24 protein-coding genes are annotated in these 22,181 nt (G+C 68.4%); 18 read left to right on the top strand and 6 right to left on the bottom strand.

Going from position 1 to position 22,181, the window contains the following annotated elements:
* Positions 1-116: 116 nt before the first annotated feature.
* From RQG77_RS05380 to RQG77_RS05365, 4 genes are read left to right on the top strand one after another with little or no spacing between them, the layout of a single operon-like run.
* Positions 117-1,412, top strand: a complete 1,296-nt coding sequence (locus RQG77_RS05380; RefSeq protein WP_311243786.1) for an extracellular solute-binding protein — start codon at positions 117-119, stop codon at positions 1,410-1,412.
* Complete coding sequence (locus RQG77_RS05375) at positions 1,393-2,421, top strand: sugar ABC transporter permease (protein ID WP_311243785.1); 1,029 nt, start codon at positions 1,393-1,395, stop codon at positions 2,419-2,421. Before RQG77_RS05380 ends, RQG77_RS05375 begins: the two co-directional genes overlap by 20 nt.
* Positions 2,418-3,308: a carbohydrate ABC transporter permease gene (locus RQG77_RS05370; protein WP_311243784.1), complete on the top strand. Its 891-nt coding sequence runs from the start codon at positions 2,418-2,420 to the stop codon at positions 3,306-3,308. Before RQG77_RS05375 ends, RQG77_RS05370 begins: the two co-directional genes overlap by 4 nt.
* 58 nt (positions 3,309-3,366) lie before the next feature.
* A complete protein-coding gene (locus RQG77_RS05365) occupies positions 3,367-5,664 on the top strand; it encodes a glycoside hydrolase family 3 N-terminal domain-containing protein (RefSeq protein ID WP_311243783.1) in 2,298 nt (765 codons plus the stop codon).
* A gap of 3 nt (positions 5,665-5,667) precedes the next feature.
* Here the strand turns inward: RQG77_RS05365 and RQG77_RS05360 are convergent, their stop codons facing one another.
* Positions 5,668-6,153, bottom strand: coding sequence for an FBP domain-containing protein (locus tag RQG77_RS05360; RefSeq protein ID WP_311243782.1), 486 nt, complete (start codon positions 6,151-6,153; stop codon positions 5,668-5,670).
* Between the two features lie 313 nt (positions 6,154-6,466).
* On the opposite strand from RQG77_RS05360, the gene RQG77_RS05355 reads away from it, so the two are divergent.
* The 3 genes from RQG77_RS05355 to RQG77_RS05345 all read left to right on the top strand — a co-directional run bounded on the left by RQG77_RS05355 (position 6,467) and on the right by RQG77_RS05345 (position 7,664).
* Positions 6,467-6,814 (top strand): hypothetical protein, encoded by a 348-nt coding sequence (locus RQG77_RS05355; RefSeq protein WP_311243781.1) that lies wholly within the window; start codon positions 6,467-6,469, stop codon positions 6,812-6,814.
* A 130-nt stretch (positions 6,815-6,944) separates the two neighbouring features.
* Positions 6,945-7,277 carry a hypothetical protein gene (locus RQG77_RS05350; protein WP_311243780.1) on the top strand — a complete coding sequence of 111 codons (333 nt, stop codon included), beginning with the start codon at positions 6,945-6,947 and terminating at the stop codon, positions 7,275-7,277.
* Positions 7,278-7,457: 180 nt separating this feature from the next.
* On the top strand, positions 7,458-7,664 hold the full coding sequence (locus tag RQG77_RS05345) for a CsbD family protein (protein ID WP_311243779.1): 207 nt from the start codon (positions 7,458-7,460) through the stop codon (positions 7,662-7,664).
* 46 nt (positions 7,665-7,710) lie between these two features.
* On the opposite strand, the gene RQG77_RS05340 is transcribed toward RQG77_RS05345, so the two are convergent.
* On the bottom strand, positions 7,711-7,875 hold the full coding sequence (locus RQG77_RS05340) for a hypothetical protein (RefSeq protein ID WP_311243778.1): 165 nt from the start codon (positions 7,873-7,875) through the stop codon (positions 7,711-7,713).
* Between the two features lie 124 nt (positions 7,876-7,999).
* On the opposite strand from RQG77_RS05340, the gene RQG77_RS05335 reads away from it, so the two are divergent.
* The 7 genes from RQG77_RS05335 to RQG77_RS05305 all read left to right on the top strand — a co-directional run bounded on the left by RQG77_RS05335 (position 8,000) and on the right by RQG77_RS05305 (position 13,653).
* The gene (locus RQG77_RS05335) at positions 8,000-8,266 is read left to right on the top strand and encodes a Rho termination factor N-terminal domain-containing protein (RefSeq protein ID WP_311243777.1); all 267 of its coding nucleotides are present in this window, start codon (positions 8,000-8,002) and stop codon (positions 8,264-8,266) included.
* 11 nt (positions 8,267-8,277) lie between these two features.
* Complete coding sequence (locus RQG77_RS05330; RefSeq protein WP_311243776.1) at positions 8,278-9,348, top strand: YbdK family carboxylate-amine ligase; 1,071 nt, start codon at positions 8,278-8,280, stop codon at positions 9,346-9,348.
* A 37-nt stretch (positions 9,349-9,385) separates the two neighbouring features.
* Positions 9,386-10,792, top strand: coding sequence for an MFS transporter (locus RQG77_RS05325; RefSeq protein WP_311243775.1), 1,407 nt, complete (start codon positions 9,386-9,388; stop codon positions 10,790-10,792).
* Positions 10,793-10,853: 61 nt separating this feature from the next.
* On the top strand, positions 10,854-11,549 hold the full coding sequence (locus RQG77_RS05320; RefSeq protein WP_311243774.1) for a DUF899 family protein: 696 nt from the start codon (positions 10,854-10,856) through the stop codon (positions 11,547-11,549).
* Between the two features lie 47 nt (positions 11,550-11,596).
* Positions 11,597-12,373 carry an endo alpha-1,4 polygalactosaminidase gene (locus tag RQG77_RS05315; RefSeq protein ID WP_396653390.1) on the top strand — a complete coding sequence of 259 codons (777 nt, stop codon included), beginning with the start codon at positions 11,597-11,599 and terminating at the stop codon, positions 12,371-12,373.
* 45 nt (positions 12,374-12,418) lie between these two features.
* A complete protein-coding gene (locus RQG77_RS05310; RefSeq protein WP_311243773.1) occupies positions 12,419-13,099 on the top strand; it encodes a hypothetical protein in 681 nt (226 codons plus the stop codon).
* Positions 13,096-13,653: a hypothetical protein gene (locus tag RQG77_RS05305; protein WP_311243772.1), complete on the top strand. Its 558-nt coding sequence runs from the start codon at positions 13,096-13,098 to the stop codon at positions 13,651-13,653. The genes RQG77_RS05310 and RQG77_RS05305 overlap by 4 nt, the downstream gene beginning before the upstream one ends.
* Before the next feature lie 350 nt (positions 13,654-14,003).
* Here RQG77_RS05305 and RQG77_RS05300 read toward each other — a convergent pair whose 3' ends face one another.
* On the bottom strand, positions 14,004-15,287 hold the full coding sequence (locus RQG77_RS05300; protein WP_311243771.1) for a hypothetical protein: 1,284 nt from the start codon (positions 15,285-15,287) through the stop codon (positions 14,004-14,006).
* Between the two features lie 73 nt (positions 15,288-15,360).
* Here RQG77_RS05300 and RQG77_RS05295 point away from each other — a divergent pair, with 73 nt between their 5' ends.
* Positions 15,361-15,945, top strand: coding sequence for a hypothetical protein (locus RQG77_RS05295; RefSeq protein ID WP_311243770.1), 585 nt, complete (start codon positions 15,361-15,363; stop codon positions 15,943-15,945).
* Positions 15,942-16,922: a cation transporter gene (locus RQG77_RS05290; RefSeq protein ID WP_311243769.1), complete on the top strand. Its 981-nt coding sequence runs from the start codon at positions 15,942-15,944 to the stop codon at positions 16,920-16,922. Before RQG77_RS05295 ends, RQG77_RS05290 begins: the two co-directional genes overlap by 4 nt.
* Positions 16,923-16,925: 3 nt before the next feature.
* On the opposite strand, the gene RQG77_RS05285 is transcribed toward RQG77_RS05290, so the two are convergent.
* Positions 16,926-18,269 (bottom strand): cytochrome P450, encoded by a 1,344-nt coding sequence (locus RQG77_RS05285; protein WP_311243768.1) that lies wholly within the window; start codon positions 18,267-18,269, stop codon positions 16,926-16,928.
* Between the two features lie 160 nt (positions 18,270-18,429).
* Here RQG77_RS05285 and RQG77_RS05280 point away from each other — a divergent pair, with 160 nt between their 5' ends.
* Both RQG77_RS05280 and RQG77_RS05275 read left to right on the top strand, forming a co-directional pair.
* Positions 18,430-18,867, top strand: coding sequence for an SRPBCC family protein (locus RQG77_RS05280; RefSeq protein WP_311243767.1), 438 nt, complete (start codon positions 18,430-18,432; stop codon positions 18,865-18,867).
* A gap of 63 nt (positions 18,868-18,930) precedes the next feature.
* Positions 18,931-19,752, top strand: a complete 822-nt coding sequence (locus RQG77_RS05275) for a CPBP family intramembrane glutamic endopeptidase (RefSeq protein ID WP_311243766.1) — start codon at positions 18,931-18,933, stop codon at positions 19,750-19,752.
* Positions 19,753-19,785: 33 nt separating this feature from the next.
* Here RQG77_RS05275 and RQG77_RS05270 read toward each other — a convergent pair whose 3' ends face one another.
* Positions 19,786-20,970: an alcohol dehydrogenase catalytic domain-containing protein gene (locus RQG77_RS05270; protein WP_311243765.1), complete on the bottom strand. Its 1,185-nt coding sequence runs from the start codon at positions 20,968-20,970 to the stop codon at positions 19,786-19,788.
* Positions 20,971-21,050: 80 nt separating this feature from the next.
* Positions 21,051-22,157: an acyl-CoA desaturase gene (locus RQG77_RS05265; RefSeq protein ID WP_311243819.1), complete on the bottom strand. Its 1,107-nt coding sequence runs from the start codon at positions 22,155-22,157 to the stop codon at positions 21,051-21,053.
* Positions 22,158-22,181 lie beyond the last annotated feature (24 nt).

The following is a 22,181-nucleotide window of genomic DNA, read 5'->3' as shown; positions in this document are numbered from 1 at the left end:
AAACGTTTGACGAACCTCGACGGTGACTGAAGACTGCATCCCACTGCGGTCTCACCCGAGCTGCCGCAGGCGCCCCGCAGTGACGCGGCGCGCAACTCGATGAGGAGAACGATCACATGAACAGCAGAAGGCTCCCCCTCGCCTCCGCGGTCGCAGCACTGGCCGTCGGAGCACTCGCGCTCTCGGGCTGCACCGCGGACTCGTCGGGCACCGGCGACGGCGGCGACACCACGATGACCCTCTGGCACAACTCGACGACGGGACCAGGAGTGAAGTTCTGGGAGAAGACGGTCGCCGACTTCGAAGGCGACAACCCCGGAGTCACGATCGAGATCCAGTCGATCCAGAACGAGGACCTCGACGGCAAGCTGCAGACGGCGCTCAATTCCGGCGACGCCCCCGACATCTTCCTGCAGCGGGGCGGCGGCAAGATGGCGGCGATGGTCAAGGCCGGCCAGCTCAAGGACCTCACGGACGTGATCACCGGCGGGGCGAAGGACGAGATCCCGGATGCCGCCTACTCGGCCAACAGTCTCGACGGAAAGGTCTACGCGATGCCGGTCGCCGTGCTCCCCGGCGGCCTGTTCTACAGCCAGGATCTGTTCGATCAGGCAGGCATCACCGAGAACCCGACCACTCTCACCGAACTCGAGGACGCCACCGAGGCGCTGAAGTCCGCAGGCATCGACCCGATCGCCCTCGGCGCCAAGGACGCCTGGCCCGCCGCGCACTGGTACTACTGGCTCGCCCTGCGCGAGTGCAGCTCCGACACCCTCGCCAAGGCCGCAGACGAGATGGACTTCAGCGATGAGTGCTGGGTGCGCGCCGGTGAGGATCTGCAGACGTTCGCCGACACCGAGCCCTTCAACTCGGGCTTCCTCACGACCCCCGCACAGCAGGGCGCAGGCAGCTCTGCGGGCCTGATCGCGAACCACCAGGCCGCGATGGAGCTGATGGGCGCATGGAACCCCGGAGTCATCGGCTCGCTGACCCCTGACCAGAAGCCGCTGGCCGACCTCAGCTGGTTCCCGTTCCCCGAGGTCGACGGCGGAGACGGCGAACCCGGTTCGATGATGGGCGGCGTCGACGGGTACTCGTGCTCGGTCGACGCGCCGGATGCCTGCGTCGACTTCCTGAACTACCTCGGCACCTCGGCGGTGCAGACCGAGTACTACAAGGCCTTCAACGCCCCGCCGGTCAACACCGTCGCGCAGGAGGCCGTCACCGAGCCGTACCTGCAGGACATCCTCACGGCGTACAACGCCGCACCGTACGCGACGCAGTGGCTCGACACGGTCTACGGCCAGAACGTGGGCAATGCGCTGAACGTCGCCGTGGTCGACCTGCTCGCCGGCAACAGCAGCGCAGAAGACCTCGTCAAGGCTGTGCAGGATGCCGCAGCGAAAGCGTGACACGCGTGCCCGGCTGGAAGTGATCCTTCTGGCCGGGCCCGCCCTGCTCGTCTTCCTCGCCTTCGTCATCTTCCCGGTGCTGATGGCGGCGTACTACGGGTTCTTCAGCTGGCAGGGCTACGGCCCTCCCACCGACTTCGTCGGGCTGAAGAACTACCTCACGATCCTCCAGGATCCGCTGTTCCATGACGCGCTCGCGCACAACGGCTTCATCCTGGTGTTCTCCCTCGTGCTCCAGGGGCCGATCGCGATCGTGCTGGCGCTGCTGCTGAACCGCAAGATGCGCGGCCAGTCGCTGATCCGCGTGCTGATCTTCGTCCCCTACGTGATCTCCGAGGTCGTCGTCGGCACCGGCTGGAGCCTGATGCTGCAGACCAACGGCGCGATCAACGCGATGCTGACGAACATGGGGCTCGGGTTCCTCGCGACCGACTGGCTGTCGGACCCGGGCATCGCGATCTGGACGCTGATGACCATCATCACGTGGAAGTACATCGGCTTCGCGGTCATCCTCTTCCTCGCAGGTCTCCAGGGCATCCCGGAGGAGCTGCACGAGGCGGCGGCGATCGACGGCGCGTCCTACTGGCAGATCCAGTGGCGCATCACCCTGCCGCTGCTCGCCCCCACGCTACGCATCTGGGCGTTCCTGTCGATCATCGGCTCACTGCAGCTGTTCGACCTCGTCTACATCATCTGGGGCCAGTACATCGCGTCCACCGCCGGCACATCGACGATGGCGACGTACATGGTCTCGGAGGGGCGCAACGCCGGCAACTACGGCTACGGCAACGCGGTCGCGGTCGTGCTCTTCCTCATCTCGCTCGTGGTCGCGCTGATCTATCAGCGAGCGGTGCTGCGCAAGGACACCGACGGCGCCCTCACCGGCGCCTCTGGCCGCAAGCGCGGCTCGCGATCGCGCACGCCGCAGGATGCCGTCGCAGATGCCGGCTCAGACGCAGACGCCGACTCCGGTGCAGACGCCACCACACAGAAGGAGTACGTCCGATGACCGCCACCTCGGTGCTCGTCACCCAGCGCCCCTCACGTCTGGGACGTGCGGGCCGCAACGCCAAGCCGCGGCTGCCCTGGGCGCATCCGACCGTGTACTTCGTCGCGCTGATCGCCGTGGGGCTGATGCTCGCGCCGATCGCGTACATCATCACCGGCGGGTTCCGCACGAACGCGCAGATCACGACCGACCCGTCGGGGTTCCCGTCTCCCTGGGTGGTGTCGAACTACCTCGACGTGCTCACCGGCGACGTGTTCTGGCGGCTGGTGGGCAACTCGACGATCGTCGCCCTGGCCACGACCGTCGGCACCGTGGCGCTGGCGCTGATGGCGGCCTACGTGCTCGCGCGCTATCGGTTCGCCGGTCGCGGCGTGCTCTACGCCTTCTTCGCCGCCGGCCTGATGTTCCCGCTGACCGTGGCGATCACGCCGCTGTACATCGTGGTGCGCAGTCTCGGGCTGATGAACTCGCTCGGCGGAGTGATCCTGCCGCAGATCGCCTTCGCCCTGCCGACGACCATCATCATCCTGGTGCCGTTCCTCCGGGCGATCCCCGACGAGATCGAAGAGGCCGCGTTCATCGACGGATGCAGTCGCATCGGGTTCTTCTGGCGGATGGTTCTGCCGCTCTCCCTGCCGGGGGTCATCACGACCGGCATCCTGGCGTTCATCGGGAGCTGGAACGGCTATCTGCTGCCGCTCTTCATCCTCAACGACGCCTCCGCGTTCACCCTGCCGCTCGGCGTGCAGTCCTTCGCCTCCCAGTACTCGGTCGACACCGCGAAAGTGCTCGCCTTCACCTCGCTGTCGATGATCCCGGCGCTGATCTTCTTCAGCCTGTTCGAACGGCGCATCGTGGGAGGGCTGACCGGTGCCGTCAAGGGCTGATGCAGTCACCGTCGCGACACCCCGCGTCGACGAGCAAGAGAACGAGAAAGAGAACACGATGTCGCAGTACGCAGGTCCCGCGCCGCACTCCCCCCGCGTCGAGGCACTCCTTGCCCGAATGACGCTTGAGGAGAAGCAGGCCCAACTCGTCGGCTACTGGGTGGACCAGGGCGTCGAGGTCGTCGCTCCGATGTCCGGCGAGAAGAAGAGCTCCTCGCGCTACGAGGATGCTTCCGCGAACGGCATCGGCCACCTCACCCGCGTGTACGGGACCAGGCCGGTCGACCCGGTGGAGCGTGCCGCATGGCTATGGGCCGAGCAGCGCCGACTGCAGCGGGAGACCCGGCTCGGCATCCCCGCCATCGTGCACGAGGAGTGCCTGACGGGGCTCGCCGCGTGGAAGGCCGCGACCTTCCCGACGCCGCTCGCCTGGGGCGCCTCGTTCGACCCCGAGCTCGTCGAGGAGGTCGGCCGGGCGGTCGGCTCGTCGATGAGCGCACTCGGGATCCATCAGGGCCTCGCTCCCGTGCTCGACGTCATCCGCGACCCCCGCTGGGGTCGGGTCGACGAGTGCATCGCCGAGGACCCGCTCGTCGTCGGCCGGGTGGGCACGGCGTATGTCCGCGGCCTGCAGTCCGAGGGCGTGCATGCGACCCTGAAGCACTTCATCGGGTACTCCGCATCGAAGGCGGGACGCAATCACGCGCCCGTGAGCGCCGGCCTGCGAGAGATCGAGGACGTTCTGCTCCCGCCGTTCGAGATGGCGATCCATGAGGGCGGCGCCCGGAGCGTGATGAACTCGTACGTCGACATCGATGGTGTTCCGGTCACCGCAGACGCGCGCTACCTGACCGGCATCCTGCGCGATCGCTGGGGGTTCGACGGCGTGGTCGTGTCGGATTACTTCGCGGTCGACTTCCTGTACAGCATGCACCGAGCCGCCGCCGACTCGGCGGATGCCGCCAGGCTCGCGCTCACGGCCGGAATCGATGTCGAGCTGCCCTCGCCCGACGCCTTCGTCACGCTCGCCGATCAGGTGCGCGACGGTCGTCTCCCGGTCGAGGTCCTCGACAGGGCCGTGGGGCGGGTGCTCGCGCAGAAGGAAGAACTCGGGCTGCTGGATGCCGATTTCGACACGCCTCCGACAGCCATCGATCTCGACCCCGCGGAGCATCGTGCCCTCGCCCGACGGCTCGCCGAGGAGTCGGTCGTGCTGCTGAGCAATGACGGAGCACTTCCCCTGGATCCGCACGTGGCATCGCGCATCGCGGTGATCGGCCCCAACGCCGACAGCGCGGAGGCGCTGATGGGCTGCTACTCGTTCGTCAACCACGTGCTCGCCCACCACCCCGAGACCCCCGCGGGGATCGAGCTGCCGACCGTGGTCGAGGCGCTGCGCGAGGAGTTTCCCCGCTCAGAGATCACCTCGACGAACGGATGCGATGTCGAGGGCGCCGGTCGTTCAGGCATCCCCGCTGCGGTCGATGCGGCGGCGAGAGCGGATGTCGCGGTCGTCGTGGTGGGGGACCGTGCCGGCCTGTTCGGCCGTGGCACGGTCGGCGAGGGCAACGACGTCGACGATCTCGAACTCCCCGGTGTCCAGCGCGAGCTCGTCGAGGCCGTCGTCGCGACCGGCACACCCGTGATCCTGATCACGATGACCGGGCGACCGTATGTCCTCGACTGGGCGCTGCCGCCGCGTGCCGGCGCCGCGGGAACGACGACGGGGTTGGGAGTGGTGGATGCCGTGGCGAGCACCTCAGCCCCTGCCGGCATCCCCGCTGCGGTCCTGCAGACGTTCTTCCCCGGAGAGGAGGGCGCACCCGCCCTCGCCGGGCTGCTGAGTGGTCGCGTCACTCCGTCGGGACGACTCCCGGTGTCGCTGCCACGATCGGCGGGGGCGCAGCCGTACTCGTACCTGCACCCCGTGCTCGGCGGCCGCGCCGATGTGACGAGCGCCGACCCGACCCCGGTACGTCCTTTCGGATTCGGCCTCAGCTACACGACGTTCGAGCACGACGGCCTGACCGTTCCCACGACCGTCGCCGCCGGCGACACATTCCGCGCGACCGTGCGGGTGCGCAACACCGGCCGCGTCGAGGCGGCCGATGTCGTGCAGCTCTACGCCCACGACGAGGTCGCGAGCGTGACCCGCCCGGTTGCCCAGCTGCTGGACTTCCGTCGGATCACGCTCGCCCCCGGCACCGAGACGCTGGTCGAGTTCGACGTGCCGGTCGACCGACTCGCCTTCACGAACCGTGACGGCGTGAAGCGCGTCGAGCCGGGGACGATCCGCCTCTGGGTCGGCGGCGCCTGCGACGACGAGGAGACCGTGACTCGATTCGAGATCGTGTGAGGTTCAGCCCTTCACCGCGGCGATGAACGCGGCGACGTGCTCCTGCAGCCTGACGATCCGCATCTCGCGAGCGAGCTCGCGGTCGTACCCGTCGTAGGCGAGGGGCGGCAGCACCCGGACGTTCTTCGAGCATCCGAATTCCGTGCACACGAGGGTGCCGATGGTGTCGCCCTTGCGACCGGCAGCCCCCGCCTTGCGGGCGACGTACAGCTGCACGTCGTTGCGCAGGGTGACGTCTTCGCACCACGAGCACTGGGCCCTGGCGATGACGCGCTGCTCCGCCCGCTGCAGGATCACGCCGGTGAGCACGTCGTCGACCCACGCGACGACGTACGAACGACGAGGGAGCTTCGGGTCGACCCAGCCGAGGTAGTCGAGCTTCTCGAAGTCGACGTCGGCGAAGCCAGGCGGCAGGGTGAGGTCGGAGACCTCTTTGCGGGAGGCGTTGAGGAAGGAGGCGCGCAGGACGCGCTCGTCGATGGGACGCATGAGGAGAGTGCTTTCGTGAAGGCCGCCGAGTGCGGCGGAAGGAGAAGAGGTGGGCGACATCCGAACCGATGCCGGGTATGACGTATCTCCGGGGACGGGATGTTCCGCCTCCGGCCGATCGTCAGCCTCTGTCCGTGGCGCTGAACGCGCCCACGGCTCCATTCCGCGCTCGATCCGGCATCCGGAGAGCGCTCATCGACAACAGCACCCGGCGAGTCTACGCCCGTTTGTTTCACACCGTGTCAGCGCGGGTTCCGTCTCGCGCGGCCCCGACCTACTCTTGCCGGAACGTCCGCTCACAAAGGAGACCACCGTGTCCACGCCGCTGAACCACCTTTCGCCCCTCTCGGTGCGTGAGCGTTCTGCGTGCATGTGCCGTCACGGATTCGCCTGCTCCTCGTTCGCGGCGGGTCACGCGCTGCACCTGATCCAGGCTCGCATCGCCTCTGCGACGCCGTCCGAGTGGACGGACGCGATCGTCGAGCACGCCGATCCGACGTCCGGCGACCTGGTCGTGCGCACGCTCGACGGCACGGGCCACGTGCTGTGGAACAGTGCGGGCGCAGCGCTCGAGGCTCCGGAGGGCACGCCGATCGCCCTGCACGTGCGCTATGGCGTGCTCGCCGTCGGCCGCACCCAGTTCAACGTCGCGCTCTCCTGATCACGACGCATGCTGCGCGGCTGTTCAGGCAGCCGCCATCATCATGTTCTTGACCGCCATGCAGGCGTCCATGCAGGCCTTGCACGCCTGAGCGCACATCCTGCAGACCTCGCTGCTGTCGGCGTGCTGCATGCACTCGTCCATGCACGTCTGGCACATGGCGATGCAGGCGTCGAGCATCGCCATCATCGATGCGGGAGTCATGCCCTGCATCCGCATCATCGAGCGCATCATGGTGTTGCACATGTCGGCGCAGTTCATGCAGGCCGGCGAGCAGTCCATCATCTGGGTCGAGCACACCGTGCACGCCTGTTCGCAGGCCGAGCACGCGTCCATGCACGCCTGCATGACGGACATGTCCATCATGGCCATGTCGGGCATCGACATCATGTTCGAGCGCATGGCGCCCATCATCATCGAATCCATCTCGTACCGCCTCCGTCGTCGGCCGCAGCCGAGGTGAGAGCGGGCAGGACCACCCGCCTGACGCCAGGTTAGCCCTCGCGATGGCCCACGTCGATGGCCGGCGTCGATGGCCGATCATGTCTGTCACGCGCAATCGTCATTGTCAATCCCGTGTGCAGGATTCCGGGCCCGTGCGACGGTGGTCATCCATTGATCGACGGATGAAAGGAATCTCCCCATGAGTGGTGCAGACGACGTCAAGAACGCAGCCGAGAAGGCCGGCGGAAAGATCAAGGAGGGCGTCGGAAAGGCGACCGACAACGAGAGCCTCGAAGCCGAGGGTCGCGCCGACCAGACGAAGGCTTCGGTCAAGCAGGCCGGGGAGAACGTGAAGGACGCCGCTCGCAATGTCGGCGACGGCCTGCGGGACTCTTCCAGGGACTGACCCCGGAACGGAGTGAGGCCCGCCGAAGCGGGCCTCACTGCGTGGATCAGCGGGTGCGGCTGCCGGAGATCGCTCGGATCAACCAAGCGATGACCGCGATGGCCAGCAGCACCAGTCCGACCCACAGCAGGAACTGCAAGGACTGAACCAGTCCGCCGGTGATCGCCAGAATGACGGCGACGACGATGACGATGATCAGCAGGATGTTCATCGGAATTCCCTTCTCGAGGACGCAGGGGGGCGTCCGTCTACGGTGAATCAACCTAGACCCGCGCCCCCTGCACCCCAGAGCCCCTTGACGCGGGGGTTCCCGACGTGCGAGAGGAAGACAGGACATGCCAGGACGCAGGAACAACTCCCTGAAGGACCCGGAGCTGTACGAAGAGCTTCGTGATGACGGCGCCTCGAAGGAGAAGGCGGCGCGCATCTCGAATGCCGCAGCCAAAGAGGGTCGCAGCGCCGTGGGTCGCCGAGGCGGAGAGCACGGCGACTATGAGGACTGGACCGTCGACGAGCTGCGCAAGCGCGCGAAGGAACTCGGCCTCACCGGGTACAGCGGCAAGCGCAAAGCCGAGCTCATCTCGGCGCTGCGCGACCATTAGGGCCGCCCTCCGTGGCCCGGTTCGGCATCGAAGAGGAGTTCGTCCTTCTCGATGAGCAGACTCTCGTCCCGTCGGCCATGAGCACGTCCACCCGACAGCGCCTCGCAGAGGAGGTGGGCGCCGGGCTCACCCCCGAATACCTGACTTGTCAGCTCGAGTCGGCGACCGAGCCGATCGAGAGCAGAGCGGATGCCGAGGCGCAGCTGCGCCACACGCGACACCTGATCGGCACCTATGCCGCCGACCAGGATGCGATCATCGGCGCGACCGGCACACCGTTCATCTCCCCCAACCGCTTCACTGTGTCCTCATCGCCGCACTACGACGCCGTCTCGGCCCAGCTCGTCGAGATCACCCGCGAGCACGAGGTCAACGGTCTGCACGTGCACGTCGAGGTCACCGACGACGAGGAGCGGGTCCGCGTGGTCAACCGCGTGAGCGCCTGGCTGCCGACGCTGCTCGCCCTCACCGGCAACGCCCCCTTCGCGCACGGCAGGGATTCGGGCTTCGCGAGCTGGCGCAGCATCCTCATCCGCCGGCTCCCGTCATCGTGGAGTCCGCCGCGCTTCCGGGATCTCGACGACTATCACGCCCACATCGCACAGCTCGTCACCATGGGAGCGATCGCCGAGGCGAGTTCGCTGTCGTGGACGGTGCGACTGTCGGAGCGATTCCCCACAGTCGAGGTCAGGGTGTTCGACGCGCAGCTGACGGTCGAAGACACCCTGTTCGCCGCTGCCCTCACTCGCGCGCTCCTCGTGAGCGATGCCCTCGACGGCCTGCCCGAGCTCGGCCTCGACGCGATCGATGCGTCGCTGTGGACGGCGGCGAGGTACGGCCCCGAGGCGTTGCTCGTCGACCCGGCGAGCGGCGACACGGCGCCCGCCCGGACGGTCGCCGACGGCCTTCTCCGGCGGCTGCGTCCGACGCTCGCGCACCTGGGCGACGAGGACTTCGTCGCGGAAGGGATCGCGCGCATCCGCACCGAGGGCACCGGCGCCCAGCGCCAGCGCGACGCATATGCCGAGAACGGAACAGCGGGCCTCCGCGAGCTGTACCGCACGAGCACCGCGACCGGCTGACCGCCCACAGGCCTTCAGGCGGCAGTAGTGTCGGCCTGTGGCATCCTCTCGCTTCGCACCCCTGCAGCGGCTCGTGATCTCGGTCGCCGTGCTCGCGTCGTTCGTGACCTTCCTCGACGGCACGGTCGTCACCGTCGCCCTCCCCGCCATCAGTCGAGAGCTCGGCGGCGGGATCACGACCCAGCAGTGGGTCGTCGACGCATACCTCATCACGCTGAGCGCGCTCATCCTGCTCGCGGGTTCGCTGTCGGACGCCTACGGGCGCGTGCTCGTGATGCGCGTCGGCCTCATCGCGTTCGGAGTGGCGTCCGTCGCGGTCGCCGCTGCTCCCGATCCGCTGATCCTGATCATCGCCCGCGCGGCGCAGGGCGCGGCAGGCGCGCTGCTGGTGCCGAGCTCCCTCGCCCTGATCACGGCGACCATGCGCGCAGACGTGCAGTCACGGGCGATCGGCGTCTGGACCGCGTTCACGACCGCCGCGCAGCTCGTCGGACCCCTGCTCGGCGGGCTCTTCGTCGACTTCCTGTCGTGGCGGTTCGTGTTCCTCATCAACGTCTTCCCGATCGCGGTGACCCTCCTTCTGCTCTCCCGGCTGAAGCTGAAGGAGCACCCGAGCGGGGTGCGCGTCGACTGGGTCAGCGGCGCGCTGTGCGCGATCGGACTCGGCGCCGTGGTGTTCGCGCTGATCGAGCAGCCGAACATGGGCTGGCAGTCTCCCGCGATCTGGTTGCCGGGCGTCCTCGGAGCCGCGCTGTTCGCCTGGTTCCTGATCCGGCAGCAGCGGTCGTCGGCGCCGCTCATGCCGCTGTCGCTGTTCCGCGTGCGCGATTTCGCCTGGGGCAACCTCGCGACCCTGTTCGTCTACGCCGCCCTGTCGCTCAACGGCTTCGTGGTCGGCGTCTACCTGCAGCAGGGTGCCGGGCTCAGCGCCACCGCCGCCGGCCTCGCGAGCCTGCCGATGACGATCCTGATGATCCTGGTGAGCTCGCGCGCGGGTTCGTGGGCCGGGCGCTTCGGGCCGCGCATCTTCATGACCGTCGGGCCGCTCATCATGGCCGTGGGCGCCCTCATGCTCCTGCTCGTCGGCGAGGACTTCGACTACTGGTGGCAGGTGCTCCCCGCCATGATCGTGCTGGGTCTGGGCCTCTCGCTCACGGTCGCGCCTCTCACCTCGGCGATCCTCGGTGCGATCGACGAGTCGCGCTCGGGCATCGCGTCCGCCGTGAACAACGCCGTCTCCCGTGTCGCGGGCCTGCTCGTCGTGGCCATGCTGTCGACCATCATCGGCGGCACGCTCGACCTCGCGGGCTTCCACAACGCCGCGTGGGTGACGGCGGCACTGCTCGTGCTCGGTGGGGTCGTGTCGTGGATCGGCATCCGGCGGAACCCTGCAGAGGACCCGGCGCCCGAGACGGTCGACGGCACACCCTCCCCGATCGGTTGACGATGTCGGCGGTCGGGCGCACACTGGGGGCATCGTCTCCCCGAGCATCCGGAGGTCCACCGTGAGCACGACCCAGACGCCGCTCCCGCCCGTCGTCGACGCCGACACCTGGCGGCGTGAGCTCGACGAGCTCCGCGTGCGCGAGAAGGCTGCGACACGGGAGCTCGATGCGATCGCGGCGCAGCGACGACGGCTTCCGATGGTCGAGCTGCCCGAGTACACCCTGGTCGGCGAAGAGGGGCCGGTGCGTCTCTCCGAGATCTTCGACGGCCACCCGCAGCTCATCGTCTACAACCACATGTGGACCGACGGCAACGAGTGGCAGTGCCCCGGCTGCACGGGCTTCACCTCGCAGTTCACCCGCCTCGATTTTCTCGAGCGCCACTACGACGCCCGGTTCGTGATCGTCACGAACGGGCCGATCGATGAGGCACTGGCCTACCGCGACAGGGTGGGCAACCGCATGACCTGGTATTCAAGCGCCGGCAGCCCGTTCGGATCCGACATGGATGCGGGGCCGAACGAGGGGTTCGGCGTCAACGTGTTCCTGCGCGACGGCGACACGGTCTATCGCACGTGGCACACGAACGGGCGGGGCACCGAGCGGATGAGCCAGCTGCAGGGGCTCGTCGACCTGCTCCCTTACGGCCGCCAGGAGGCGTGGGAGGACTCACCGACCGGGTGGCCTCAGCACGGCACGTACGATCAGGGGATGGGTTCGAAAGAGGTCGCAGAGCTGTACGGGGCGCGCAACTGAGGCGGGCGACGGTCGTACTCGCCACGACGTCGCTCTTGTCTCTCGCCGTGTCGGGGTGCACGACGACCGCCTCTGACGCGACCTCGACCTCGACCTCGACCGTCATGCTGCCGCCGGCCGGTGCGACCCCCGACTATCAGCTCGGCGGCGCCTACGAGCCGGCCGACGGCGTCGGCATCGTCGGCCGCGACCGATCGGACGAGCCCGCAGACGGCCTGTACTCGGTCTGCTACGTGAACGGGTTCCAGACCCAGCCGGGAGAGCTCGACGCCTGGCCGACCGACCTGCTGCTGCAGCGCGACGGCGAGGCCGTCTTCGACCCCGACTGGCCCGATGAAGCCCTGCTCGACACCTCGACCGATGACCGTCGCGAGCGCATCGCCGACACGGTGGCGCCGTGGATCGAGGGCTGTGCGGATGCCGGTTTCGACGCCGTCGAGTTCGACAACCTCGACTCGTACACGCGCTCCGACGACGCGCTGACCCTCGACGACAACCTGGCCCTGGCCGCGCTGCTCGTCGACGTCGCTCACGATTCAGGTCTCGCCGCAGGGCAGAAGAACGCGGCAGAAGATGCTGCGGTGCTGCACGAGCGCGCCGGGTTCGACTTCGCCGTGGTCGAGGAGTGCGCCGCCTACGAGGAGTGCCCCGCGTTCACCGACGTCTACGGCGACGCCGTGATCGACATCGAGTACTCCGACGAGCTTCCTCGCACCTTCGCCGCGATGTGCGCAGACGACGACTCCCCCGCCTCCATGGTGCTGAGAGATCGCGATCTCGTCACGCCGGGGCATGAGGAGTACGTGTTCGAGACGTGCCGCTGACCGCTCGGGCCTCGACGCGGTAGGCGCGCTCGGTAGGCTGACCCCGTGAGCAAGACGGGGGATCACGACGGCACCGCGCCGAAGATCGACGTGCGTGCGATCGTGTCACGCTGGGCGCGTTCCCTCGCCGAGGTCCCCCGCTGGATCTGGGTCGTCGCCGCCGCGCTCATCGCCCTGATCCTCGTCGTGGTCGCGATCGGCGGTTTCGCGCAGGCGCAGACGGCCCCGATTGAACTCGGCGTGGACGACGAGGCGCGCGCCTCGGTGTACGCCGTCACCGTGCTCGATGCCGAGTTCACCGACGCGGTCGAGTCCGAGTACCTCGAGGCCGACCCCGGCGAGACGCTGCTCGTCATGACGATGCGCATGGAGAATCTCTCCGATGCCCCGATCGGCGTCGGCACGACGGCCGACCGCACCAAGGCCGGCCTCGTCAACACCGACGACCCGCTGATCGAGCTCACCGGGGTCACCGCGACCGATTCGGTGTCGGTCTGGCGCGCCGACGGCTCCTCGGGCCAGGTCATCCTGCAGCCCGGCGTTCCGAGCGAGGTCATGCTCGCCTGGACCGTGCCGGACGATGCCTTTCCCGACGGAGGCGTCTCCCTCGACATCCACGAGGTCGAGATCCGCCGCGGAGCCGTCATCCTGTCGTCGAGCGTCGTCACCTGGCGCGCGATCGACACGTTCGCCCGCATCAGCGTCACCCCGACGGAGGCGCCATGAGACGCGCACTGCCGTGGATCCTCGGCGGCCTGCTCGTGATCGCCGCGGGTGCGGTCACCGCGGTGACGCCTGACGACGAGTCCCTGGTCGGGCCGACCGTCCAACGCGGCTCCTTCGGCGAGGCGGTCGGATCGCGCACCCTCGTCGCGACGGCAACCGAGGCGACCTTCGCCGACGAGGTGGCCGTGACTTCGTCCGACTGGAGCGCCGAGGGCAACTGGCTCGTGGTGACGGTCGTCGCCTCCGCACCGACCACCGAGCTGGATGCCGCGATCCAGCTCGCGACGCTGGTGGTCGGCGATCGGGTGTTCCATGCCAGCGAACGCCCCTCGGCGTCGCTCAAGGCCACCCCGCTGCGCGTCGGACTCGACACCGTCGGCATGCTCGCGTTCGAGCTGCCGCCCGAGGTCGATGCGGGAACGGCCGAGCTGCGACTGACGACCTCGTACTTCACGGCCGAGCTCGACGACCTCGTCGCGATCCCGCTCTCCCTCGACGATCTGCCCCGCACTCCGAGCGTCGAGCTCATCGACTCCGAGCTGGTCGCGCCGTGACCTGGTGGCGCGAACAGCGCACAGCACTCATCGCCCTCGTGATCGCGGCCGTCGCCGTGGTCGGGGCGACCGTGTGGCTCGACGTCGTCCCGAGCATCCGCCCGACCAACCGGGTCATCGAGGCCGAGTCGACCGTCGACATCGCGGGGCAGACACTCTCGCTGGGTCCCACCGAGTGGGGCGAGTTCGACGCCCCGCAAGGATCGCGCACGCTCAGCGTGCGCCTGAGTTCGACCGGTGGGTTCGACGCCTCGGTGTGCGGCACGGCGACGCTCACCGAGACCGACTCGTCTCGCACGTGGGTCAGCTCGCGAGCGGGCCTCGATGTGTCCTACGACGACGGCGAGAGCTCATGCACCATCGAGACGGAGGCGTACCGGATCCTGCTCGTCTTCCTGGTGCCGGATGACGCCGACGGGCCCTTCCGCCTCGACATCGAGGGCAGCGATGCCGACGTCGCCCGTTTCGTCATCGAGCCCTGACGGACGCGTGTCGAGACCGGCCTGCGGCCGCCCGATCACGCCGTCGTACGCTGTCGCGACGATCGCGACCCGCAGAGGCTCTGCCACTGCGGCGACCGCGACGGTGACGAGCGGGAAGAATCCGGCCCAGAACGCCGACTCGTGGCCGCCGACGAGCAGCAGCACACCGCGGGTGCCCACCTGCTCCGCGAACCCCCAGGCGGCGTACGCCAACGCATAGACGCCGAAGAGCAGCGGCCCGCCCCGCCAGATCACGGTGACAGCGGCCCAGAGTCCTTCGAGTCGCATCACGAGTGTGCGGGCGACGCTCATCGCGGCACCGCGCGCCGCTCCCCCGCCCCAGCGTCCGAACGACGGGGTCGAGTCGAACGTCGTCCCGAAGATCACACCGGCGACCGTCAACCACGCCGCCGGAACGATGAGGGCGGCGATGAGGATGCCGAACAGCCAGGTCGCACCCTCCCAGATCGTGGCCACGGGCTGGAGGTTGACGGCGAACCAGTCTCCGAATCCCTGCACCCAGCCGACCGCCTCGCGATCCGCGAACCAGGCGAGAACGCCGTTCCACCACCGGGCGACCATCGTGAACAGCATGAAGGTCCACAGCACCTCGGCGTAGGTTGCGAGGATGACCGTCCACCGCGGCAGCCGGTCGGCGAAACGGGTGAACAGCAGGCGCGCGATCAGGGCGACGACGAGAACCGTCACCGGCAGCACGCCCACGGCGATCAGACCGCCGCGATCTCCGATCTGCGCGAGGTCGTAACCCGAATCGGCCAGCGCGATCGCACTCGCGATCCGGAAGAAGTCGATCTGGTCGACGTCGAGCAGACCCCACGCCGTGTAGAACGCGAAGAACGGCAGGATCGCCGCGAGTGTGGCCGAGCCGAACTCGCGGATGCCCCCGGCATCCTCTCTGCGACTGTGCGGCAGCGACGGCCGCACAGTGAGGTACATCGCGACATACGAGACGAGACGAGCGGCGACCGCGAGCGGCAGCAGCAGCAGACCACCGAGCGTGGTGTGGCCCCCGACGAAGCCGGCGAGCTCGACGAGCACGCGGTGCAGGGCCTCGCCGCCGAGGTACCAGGCCATGAGCGCAGGCCAGTGCCTGGCGACGATGCGCCCGAACGTCCGGAGGGCCTGTGACATGTGCCCTACCGTAGCCGGTCGCTCGCCCTCGATGATCCGGCGCGGCGGTGCGGCTCGGCGATCCGGTGCGGCGATGCCGCCGATCGTCCACCCCGGCGGCCTACTCCGCCGCGCATCGACCGTCAACCCGGTTCTCGTCCGCGAAACTGCGCGGCAGCATGGCGTCGTGAACGCACCGACGAGGCCTCTCCTCCGCGCGATCTCGGCCGCGGTGGCACTGCTGCTCGCCGCCGCGCTTTCGGGCTGCGGCCTGACCATCCCGGCCGATCCGGACGGCACTCTGGAGTCTGTGACAGGCGCCGAGCTTCGAGTCGGCCTCTCGGCCGATCCCGGGCTGGTCGGCACCGACCGCGACACACCCACGGGCAGCATCCCCGATCTCGTGACGGGCTTCGCCGACGGCATCGACGCCGAGATCGATTGGACCTACGGCTCGGAGGAGACGCTGGTCGGGATGCTCGAACGCGGCGACCTCGACCTCGTCGCCGGCGGTTTCACCTCTGACACTCCCTGGATCGACAAAGCGGGTGTCACCCGCGGCTACCCCGAGATCGACGGGGCTGACGGTCGCGAGATCGTGATGCTCGTTCCGCTCGGCGAGAACGCGTTCCTCAGCGCTCTCGAACGCCACCTCGACGAGAGGGTGGGCTCGCGATGACCGTGCAGCGGATCGGCCGCACCGAGCTCCCGGACGAGCAGCGAACGGCGTTGCGCCGAGCGATCGGTTGGGAGTGGTTCACGATCGCCTACACCTCGGTGACGATCGCGGTGATCGCCCTCGTCGTCGGCAATTCGCAGGCGATGCGCACGGCGTGGATCGAGGACATGCTCTCGCTGATCCCGCAGATCGCCTTTCTCGTCGCGCTGATCTTCATCCGCAGGCGCCCCTCGGTGAAACATCCGTACGGGCTGCACCGGGTGATGGGCATCGGACACCTCGTGGCTGGCGTGGCACTCCTGGCCGTCGGACTCAACCTGGCTGTCGAAGCCGTCACCGGACTCATCGCCCGAGAGCACCCGACCATCGGCACCGTGCAGCTGTTCGGGCAGACGATCTGGCTCGGCTGGTTGATGGTCGCCGTGATGACCGTGGTCATCGTCGGGCCGGTGTTCTTCTACGGACCTGCGAAGGCGAAGCTCGCCCCCACGCTGCACAACAAGCTGCTCTATGCCGACGCCGATATGGCGAAAGCCGACTGGCAGACCACGGTCGCCTCGATCGTCGGTGTGCTCGGCGTGGGTGCCGGCGTGTGGTGGCTCGACGGTGCGGCTGCGCTCGTGATCTCGCTCGGGATCGTGTGGGACGGGTGGCGTAACACCAAGACCGCCGTCATCGACCTGATGGATCAACGCGCCAGGACGTATGACAGCACGCACCCGCATCCGCTCGCCGGCGATGTGCTGTCTACGATGCACTCCCGCCCCTGGGTGAAGGAGGCGGGGCTGCGGATGCGGGACCAGGGTCAGGTGTTCCACATCGAGGCGTTCGTCGTGCCGCACCGAGGCAAGGTGTCGCTCGATCACACGACCGACCTGGCTGAGCGCATCACCGACCTCGACTGGAAGGTGCAGGATGTGGTGATCGTCCCGGTGGAAAAACTGCCCGACGGCGTCGACACCTCGGGGCGCGACTGACGGTCACCGATGGAAGGGACACCCGCCGGATGCGGGTGCGGATGCCGATCGCACCTTTCCGCCCGAGCGCGGCTTGGTGGGGAGTCGGCGGCGGTTGACACCGAGTCCTTCGTCGAGGATCCGCAGGTCAGGATCGCTGAGCACCGTGATCGCGGCGGCGAGGCCGGCGATCGCGAGCTTCTCACCCGGGCAGCGGTGGCCGGTCGCGACGTCGGCGCCGCCGTGCGGGACGAATGCGGCGAGCGCCTCGTAGTCGTCTCCGACGTCACGGAACCGCTCGGGGTCGAAGCGATCCGGGCGTGCCCAGAAGCGGTCATCGGTGTTCGTGCCCTGCAGGTCGAGCACGACGCGTCCGCCGGCATCCACCCGCTGTCCGTCGATCTCGACGTCGGCGATCGCCCAGCCGGGGAGCATCGGCACGAACGGCGAGGTGCGGCGGATCTCCTGTGCGAACATGACCGACAGCGCTCCGCCGACGAGCGAGCCTCGCTCGGCGGCCTCGGCCGCGATCCGCTCACGCCAGTCGGGGCGCTCGTGCAGCTCCTTCGCCGCGAACGCGACGAAGCGCGCGACCGCGATCATCGGACGGATGCTGTTCTGCAGCTCGACGCCCGCGATGCGGGCGGGGAGCAGTTCGCCGTTCTGATCGCGATGGTGCGCCCACTGCTCGAGCGCGGTGTCCGCTTCGGCGCTCAGCGCTCCGTGGCGGACGGCCTCGATCAGTCGGGCGGAGTGCCGGTCCGACCACCAGCGGTTGGTCAGGGCCGCGATGTACTCCGGTGAGTAGGGGGAACCGAAACCATCGACGATCTGCGCGAGGCGGGCGGCCCACCGGGTCTTCGCGGCCGGGGTGCCCGGCACTCCGGCCCACCCCATGATCGCCCGGCCCAACGCGCCGACCGCCGCGTCGTAGGCGCTGCGCGTGCCGCCGTGCAACCAGGCCTGCCGCTCGCTTCGCCATTCGCGTTCGAGCCACGGGGCCAGACGGGCGACCTGCGCATCCTCGTAGGCGACCTCGACGAAGGTGGCCTTGCGATGCTTGTGCGCATCGCCGTCGAGACTGTGCACGGAGCCGTGTCCGAACAGGCTCTCCTGCACGATGGCAGGCATGGCCCCGGAGCGAGCGATACGGGTCTCGTCGTAGAAGAGCTCGACACCCTCCACTCCCCTCACGAAGACGGCATCGCTGCCGAGCAGGCGCATCGGCGCCGACCTCGCACCCGGTCGCACGCGTCGCCAGATGCGGGGACCGAACCCGTAGCCGCGCGTGAGCAGCGTGGGAGCGTCGTCGTGAACCAGCGAGCCGAGCTTTTGCGCCGCGCGCGTGGGGATGTCGATGAGTGCCATGAGCCGACGTTCGCAGAGAGTCCGCCTCCGTTCCAGGGGGAGGCGCGGATGCCGTGCGTGTGGTAGCACGCCGCAGCATCCGCGCATCCCGCCGCGTCAAGCCCCTGGGCCGAACCGTGGCGGGCGCGAGAGCATGCCGCAACGAGAGAAGGAGGCCGACATGGCGAAGAACGTCCGCACGATGAACTGCCGACCCGCCGATGTGTTCGAGGTGCTCGCGAACGGTTGGCTCTACCCGGCGTGGGTCGTCGGGGCGTCGCGCATGCGCGATGTGGATGAGGCCTGGCCGCAGCCGGGGGCAGAGCTCCATCACTCGGTCGGCGTGTGGCCCGCTCTCCTCGACGACACGACGGTGGTCGAGGAGTGGTCGCCGCCGAACCGCATGGTCATGCGCGCGAGAGGATGGCCGATCGGCGAGGCCCGCGTCACTCTGCGGGTGCGTTCGTACGACGGCGGCACCATGGTGCGCATCGACGAGGAGCCCGTCACCGGACCCGCGGCCCTGCTGCCGAGCATCCTGACCGCGCCGATCCTGCGCGTGCGCAATGCCGAGACCCTGCACCGTCTCGCCTACCTCGCCGAGGGGCACGCCTCCTGACGCGACCGCTCACCCATATATTGGTCAGGTGCCGCGACCTCCGCGGATGCGGAGGGGTGCACGATGACCGATGTGACGCAGTCCAGCTGGCGACGGTTCTGGGAGAAGGGCGGCTGGTGGCGTGCGCTCGTCCTCGTCATCGTCTACTTCGTCCTCTACAACGGCCTGTCGCTCCTGCTGACGCCTCTGGCAGAGCAGATCACGGATCCGCAGAGCGCAGAAGCGATCCTCGTCTTCTACGTCATCCCGATCTTCGTGGGCAGCCTGCTCCTCGTCGGGTTCGCGCTCTCGGTCGGTTGGCTGCGGGAGATCTTCGGACCCCAGCCGATCCGCGGGCGAGGGTGGATGTGGATCGCGATCGCCGTCGTGCTCGTGTTCAACGTACTGCGCATGCTGTCGATCGATTACGGCGCAGCCGGGTTCGAAGTCGTCGCGACGTGGCTGCTGGCCGGAGTGTTCATCGGCTTCGCCGAGGAGGTGCTGACACGTGGGTTCGTGGTGAACCTGCTCCGCAAGGCCGGACAGCGCGAAATCGCCGTCGCAGCGATCTCCTCCGCGCTGTTCGCCCTCCTGCATGCGGGCAATCTGCTCACCGGGCAGTCGCTGTTCGCGACGGCCATCCAGCTGGTCTACACCTTCGGATTCGGCGTCTGCATGTACCTCGCGATGCGGGTCACCGGCACGATCATCGCCCCGATCCTGCTGCACGCGAGCACCGACCCGAGCATCTTCCTGCAGACCGCGTACCCGGTCGAGGGCGGACTCGGCGCGCTCGCGGGGCTCGGCAACCCGGCCGTCATCATCGTGGGCATCGTCCTGCTGTTCTTCATCCGCGGCAGGGTCCAGCCGACCTCGACCGTTCCGCAGTTCGACGCGACGCGCTGACGCCCACGCGCTGAGGCTCAGACGCGCGACGGCTCAGACGCGCGACGGCTGCAGCACGACCTTGATGCAGCCGTCGTCTTTGCGCTGGAACGTCTCGTAGAGTTCCGGCGCGTCCTCGAGCGGCGCGGTGTGGGTCGTGAGATCCATGACGCCCAGCGGATCGCTGAGGTCTTCGACCAGCGGCATGAGGTCGTCGATCCAGCGCTTCACATTGCACTGCCCCATGCGAATGCTCACCTGCTTGTCGAACAGGGTCTTCATGGGCATGATGTCGGCGTCGCCCGCATACACCCCGCTCAACGAGACCGTGCCGCCACGGCGCACGACGTCGATCGATGCGTACAGCGCGGCCAGGCGATCGACGCCCGCCTTGTCGAAGACCTGTCGGGCCGCCGCGTCGGGGAGCAGTCCGACTGCCTTCTGCACGAGCGAGACGCCCGGGTTGCCGTGCGCCTCCAAGCCCACGGCGTCGACGACGGCATCCGTTCCTCGCCCTCCGGTGAGATCGCGCAGCTGCTCGACGACGTCGTCGGTGAGGTCGAAGACCTCGGCGCCGTGACGCGCGGCCATCTCGCGGCGCTCGACGACGGGATCCACCGCGAGCACCCGATAGCCACGGTGCGCACCCACCCGGGCGACGAACTGCCCGACCGGACCGAGGCCCATCACCGCCAGCGTGCCGCCGTCGGGCACGTTCGCGTACTCCACGCCCTGCCAGGCGGTCGGCAGGATGTCGCTGAGGAACAGGTAGCGCTCGTCGGGAAGGTCTGCAGCGACCTTGATGTGGTTGTAGTCCGCGAGCGGCACCCGCAGGAACTCGGCCTGACCTCCGGGCACCTGCCCGTAGAGCTTGGTGTAGCCGAAGAGCGAGGCGCCGCTGCCGTACTCCTTCACCTGGGTCGTCTCGCACTGAGACTGCAGGCCCCGCAGGCAGAAGAAGCAGTGACCGCACGAGATGTTGAACGGCACGACGACGCGGTCGCCGACCTTCAGCTCCCGCACCGCCTCGCCCACCTCGACGACGACGCCCATCGGCTCGTGGCCGAGGATGTCTCCCTTGTCGAGGAACGGGCCGAGGAGCTCGTACAGATGCAGGTCCGAGCCGCAGATCGCCGACGAGGTGATCCGCACGATGGCGTCCGTCGGGTGCTCGATCACCGGGTCGGGCACCTCCTCGACCGTCACTTTGCGCGTGCCCTGCCAGGTGAGTGCCTTCATGCTGCGTCCTCCTCATTCGGATGCCGAGTGTCCACCCTCCGTCGCGCGCGCCCGATGCGACAGAGGGTTGACAGCGTCGGTCAATGAGAGGCAGTGACGCCGAGGTGCGCCCGCTGATCCACGAGCGGGCACGAGAAGACGTCGCGCTCCCCGAGACCCACCCGATTGATGTACCGGACGACGACCGCGTACGAGGTGAACAGCCCGACCTGGGTGTACCTGACCTCGTGCGCATCGCAGTAGGCCGCGACGATCGGCGCTGCCCTGCGCAGGTGCGGCCGGGGCATCGACGGGAACAGGTGGTGCTCGACCTGGTAGTTCAGACCACCCATCACGACGTCGAGCACGCGGCTGCCTCGCACGTTCCGACTCATCAGCACCTGGCGCCGGAGGAAGTCCAGGGTCAGGTCCTTCGGCACCACCGGCATCCCCTTGTGGTTCGGCGCGAAGGCGATGCCCATGTAGAACCCGAACAGACCCAGCTGCACCGCGAGGAACACGACTGCGATGCCCGGAGACAGGACGATGAACACCAGCGTCACGAATCCGATCATCCGGGTCGCGAGGAAGGCGATCTCGGCCCAGCGCCGTTCGAGTCGACCCCGCGTGACCACCCGCCGCACGCTGGACGCGTGCAGGGAGAGTCCTTCGAGGAACAGGATCGGGAAGAACGCGAGTCCCTGGTGAGCCTGCAGCCAGGTGATCGCCGGGCTGTGCTGACGCGCCGCGGTCTCGGCGGTGACAGCGATCACCGGGAGCTCGATGTCGGGGTCGGCCCCGAGCTTGTTCGGGTTCGCGTGGTGGCGGGTGTGCTTGTGCTGCCACCACCCGTAGCTCATGCCCACGAGCAGATCGCCGAGGATGATGCTGATCCAGTCGTTCCACCGCCCGGACACGAAGATCTGCCGGTGGGCGGCATCGTGCCCGAGGAACGCAATCTGGGTGAAGACGATCGCGAGCACGGCAGCGGTGAACAGCTGCCACCACGTGTCGCCGATCCACACGAAGGCCGTGAGGCTGACGGCGACCATGAGCGGAGCGGCGATCAGCTTCGTCCAGTAATAGCCGTACCGACGGCGCAGCAGGCCGCGTTCGCGGATCTGCTGCGCCAGCTCGGTGAAGGTGCTGGATCCGCCCCGGGCGCTGTCGCGCGGCCGGGTGCGGACGGTCGGACGGATGCCGTCCATGATGACCTCTTCTCCGGCGTCGTC

Source organism: Microbacterium sp. WCS2018Hpa-23 (assembly GCF_031843845.1).
Classification (GTDB): domain Bacteria; phylum Actinomycetota; class Actinomycetes; order Actinomycetales; family Microbacteriaceae; genus Microbacterium.
The sequence above is the reverse complement of the archived record's forward strand: the minus strand, read 5'-3'. Positions and strand labels throughout refer to the sequence as shown.

Bases quoted from the DNA above. Each gene is read 5' to 3' on its own strand.
- RQG77_RS05295 (WP_311243770.1), top strand. From the start codon at position 15,361: ATGCCGCCGATCGTCCACCCCGGCGGCCTACTCCGCCGCGCATCGACC.
- RQG77_RS05290 (WP_311243769.1), top strand. From the start codon at position 15,942: ATGACCGTGCAGCGGATCGGCCGCACCGAGCTCCCGGACGAGCAGCGA.
- RQG77_RS05345 (WP_311243779.1), top strand. From the start codon at position 7,458: ATGAGTGGTGCAGACGACGTCAAGAACGCAGCCGAGAAGGCCGGCGGA.
- RQG77_RS05305 (WP_311243772.1), top strand. From the start codon at position 13,096: ATGAGACGCGCACTGCCGTGGATCCTCGGCGGCCTGCTCGTGATCGCC.
- RQG77_RS05285 (WP_311243768.1), bottom strand. From the start codon at position 18,269: ATGGCACTCATCGACATCCCCACGCGCGCGGCGCAAAAGCTCGGCTCG.
- RQG77_RS05300 (WP_311243771.1), bottom strand. From the start codon at position 15,287: ATGTCACAGGCCCTCCGGACGTTCGGGCGCATCGTCGCCAGGCACTGG.
- RQG77_RS05280 (WP_311243767.1), top strand. From the start codon at position 18,430: ATGGCGAAGAACGTCCGCACGATGAACTGCCGACCCGCCGATGTGTTC.
- RQG77_RS05365 (WP_311243783.1), top strand. From the start codon at position 3,367: ATGTCGCAGTACGCAGGTCCCGCGCCGCACTCCCCCCGCGTCGAGGCA.
- RQG77_RS05265 (WP_311243819.1), bottom strand. From the start codon at position 22,157: ATGGACGGCATCCGTCCGACCGTCCGCACCCGGCCGCGCGACAGCGCC.
- RQG77_RS05340 (WP_311243778.1), bottom strand. From the start codon at position 7,875: ATGAACATCCTGCTGATCATCGTCATCGTCGTCGCCGTCATTCTGGCG.
- RQG77_RS05275 (WP_311243766.1), top strand. From the start codon at position 18,931: ATGACCGATGTGACGCAGTCCAGCTGGCGACGGTTCTGGGAGAAGGGC.
- RQG77_RS05380 (WP_311243786.1), top strand. From the start codon at position 117: ATGAACAGCAGAAGGCTCCCCCTCGCCTCCGCGGTCGCAGCACTGGCC.
- RQG77_RS05270 (WP_311243765.1), bottom strand. From the start codon at position 20,970: ATGAAGGCACTCACCTGGCAGGGCACGCGCAAAGTGACGGTCGAGGAG.
- RQG77_RS05375 (WP_311243785.1), top strand. From the start codon at position 1,393: ATGCCGCAGCGAAAGCGTGACACGCGTGCCCGGCTGGAAGTGATCCTT.
- RQG77_RS05370 (WP_311243784.1), top strand. From the start codon at position 2,418: ATGACCGCCACCTCGGTGCTCGTCACCCAGCGCCCCTCACGTCTGGGA.
- RQG77_RS05350 (WP_311243780.1), top strand. From the start codon at position 6,945: ATGCACTCGTCCATGCACGTCTGGCACATGGCGATGCAGGCGTCGAGC.
- RQG77_RS05335 (WP_311243777.1), top strand. From the start codon at position 8,000: ATGCCAGGACGCAGGAACAACTCCCTGAAGGACCCGGAGCTGTACGAA.
- RQG77_RS05360 (WP_311243782.1), bottom strand. From the start codon at position 6,153: ATGCGTCCCATCGACGAGCGCGTCCTGCGCGCCTCCTTCCTCAACGCC.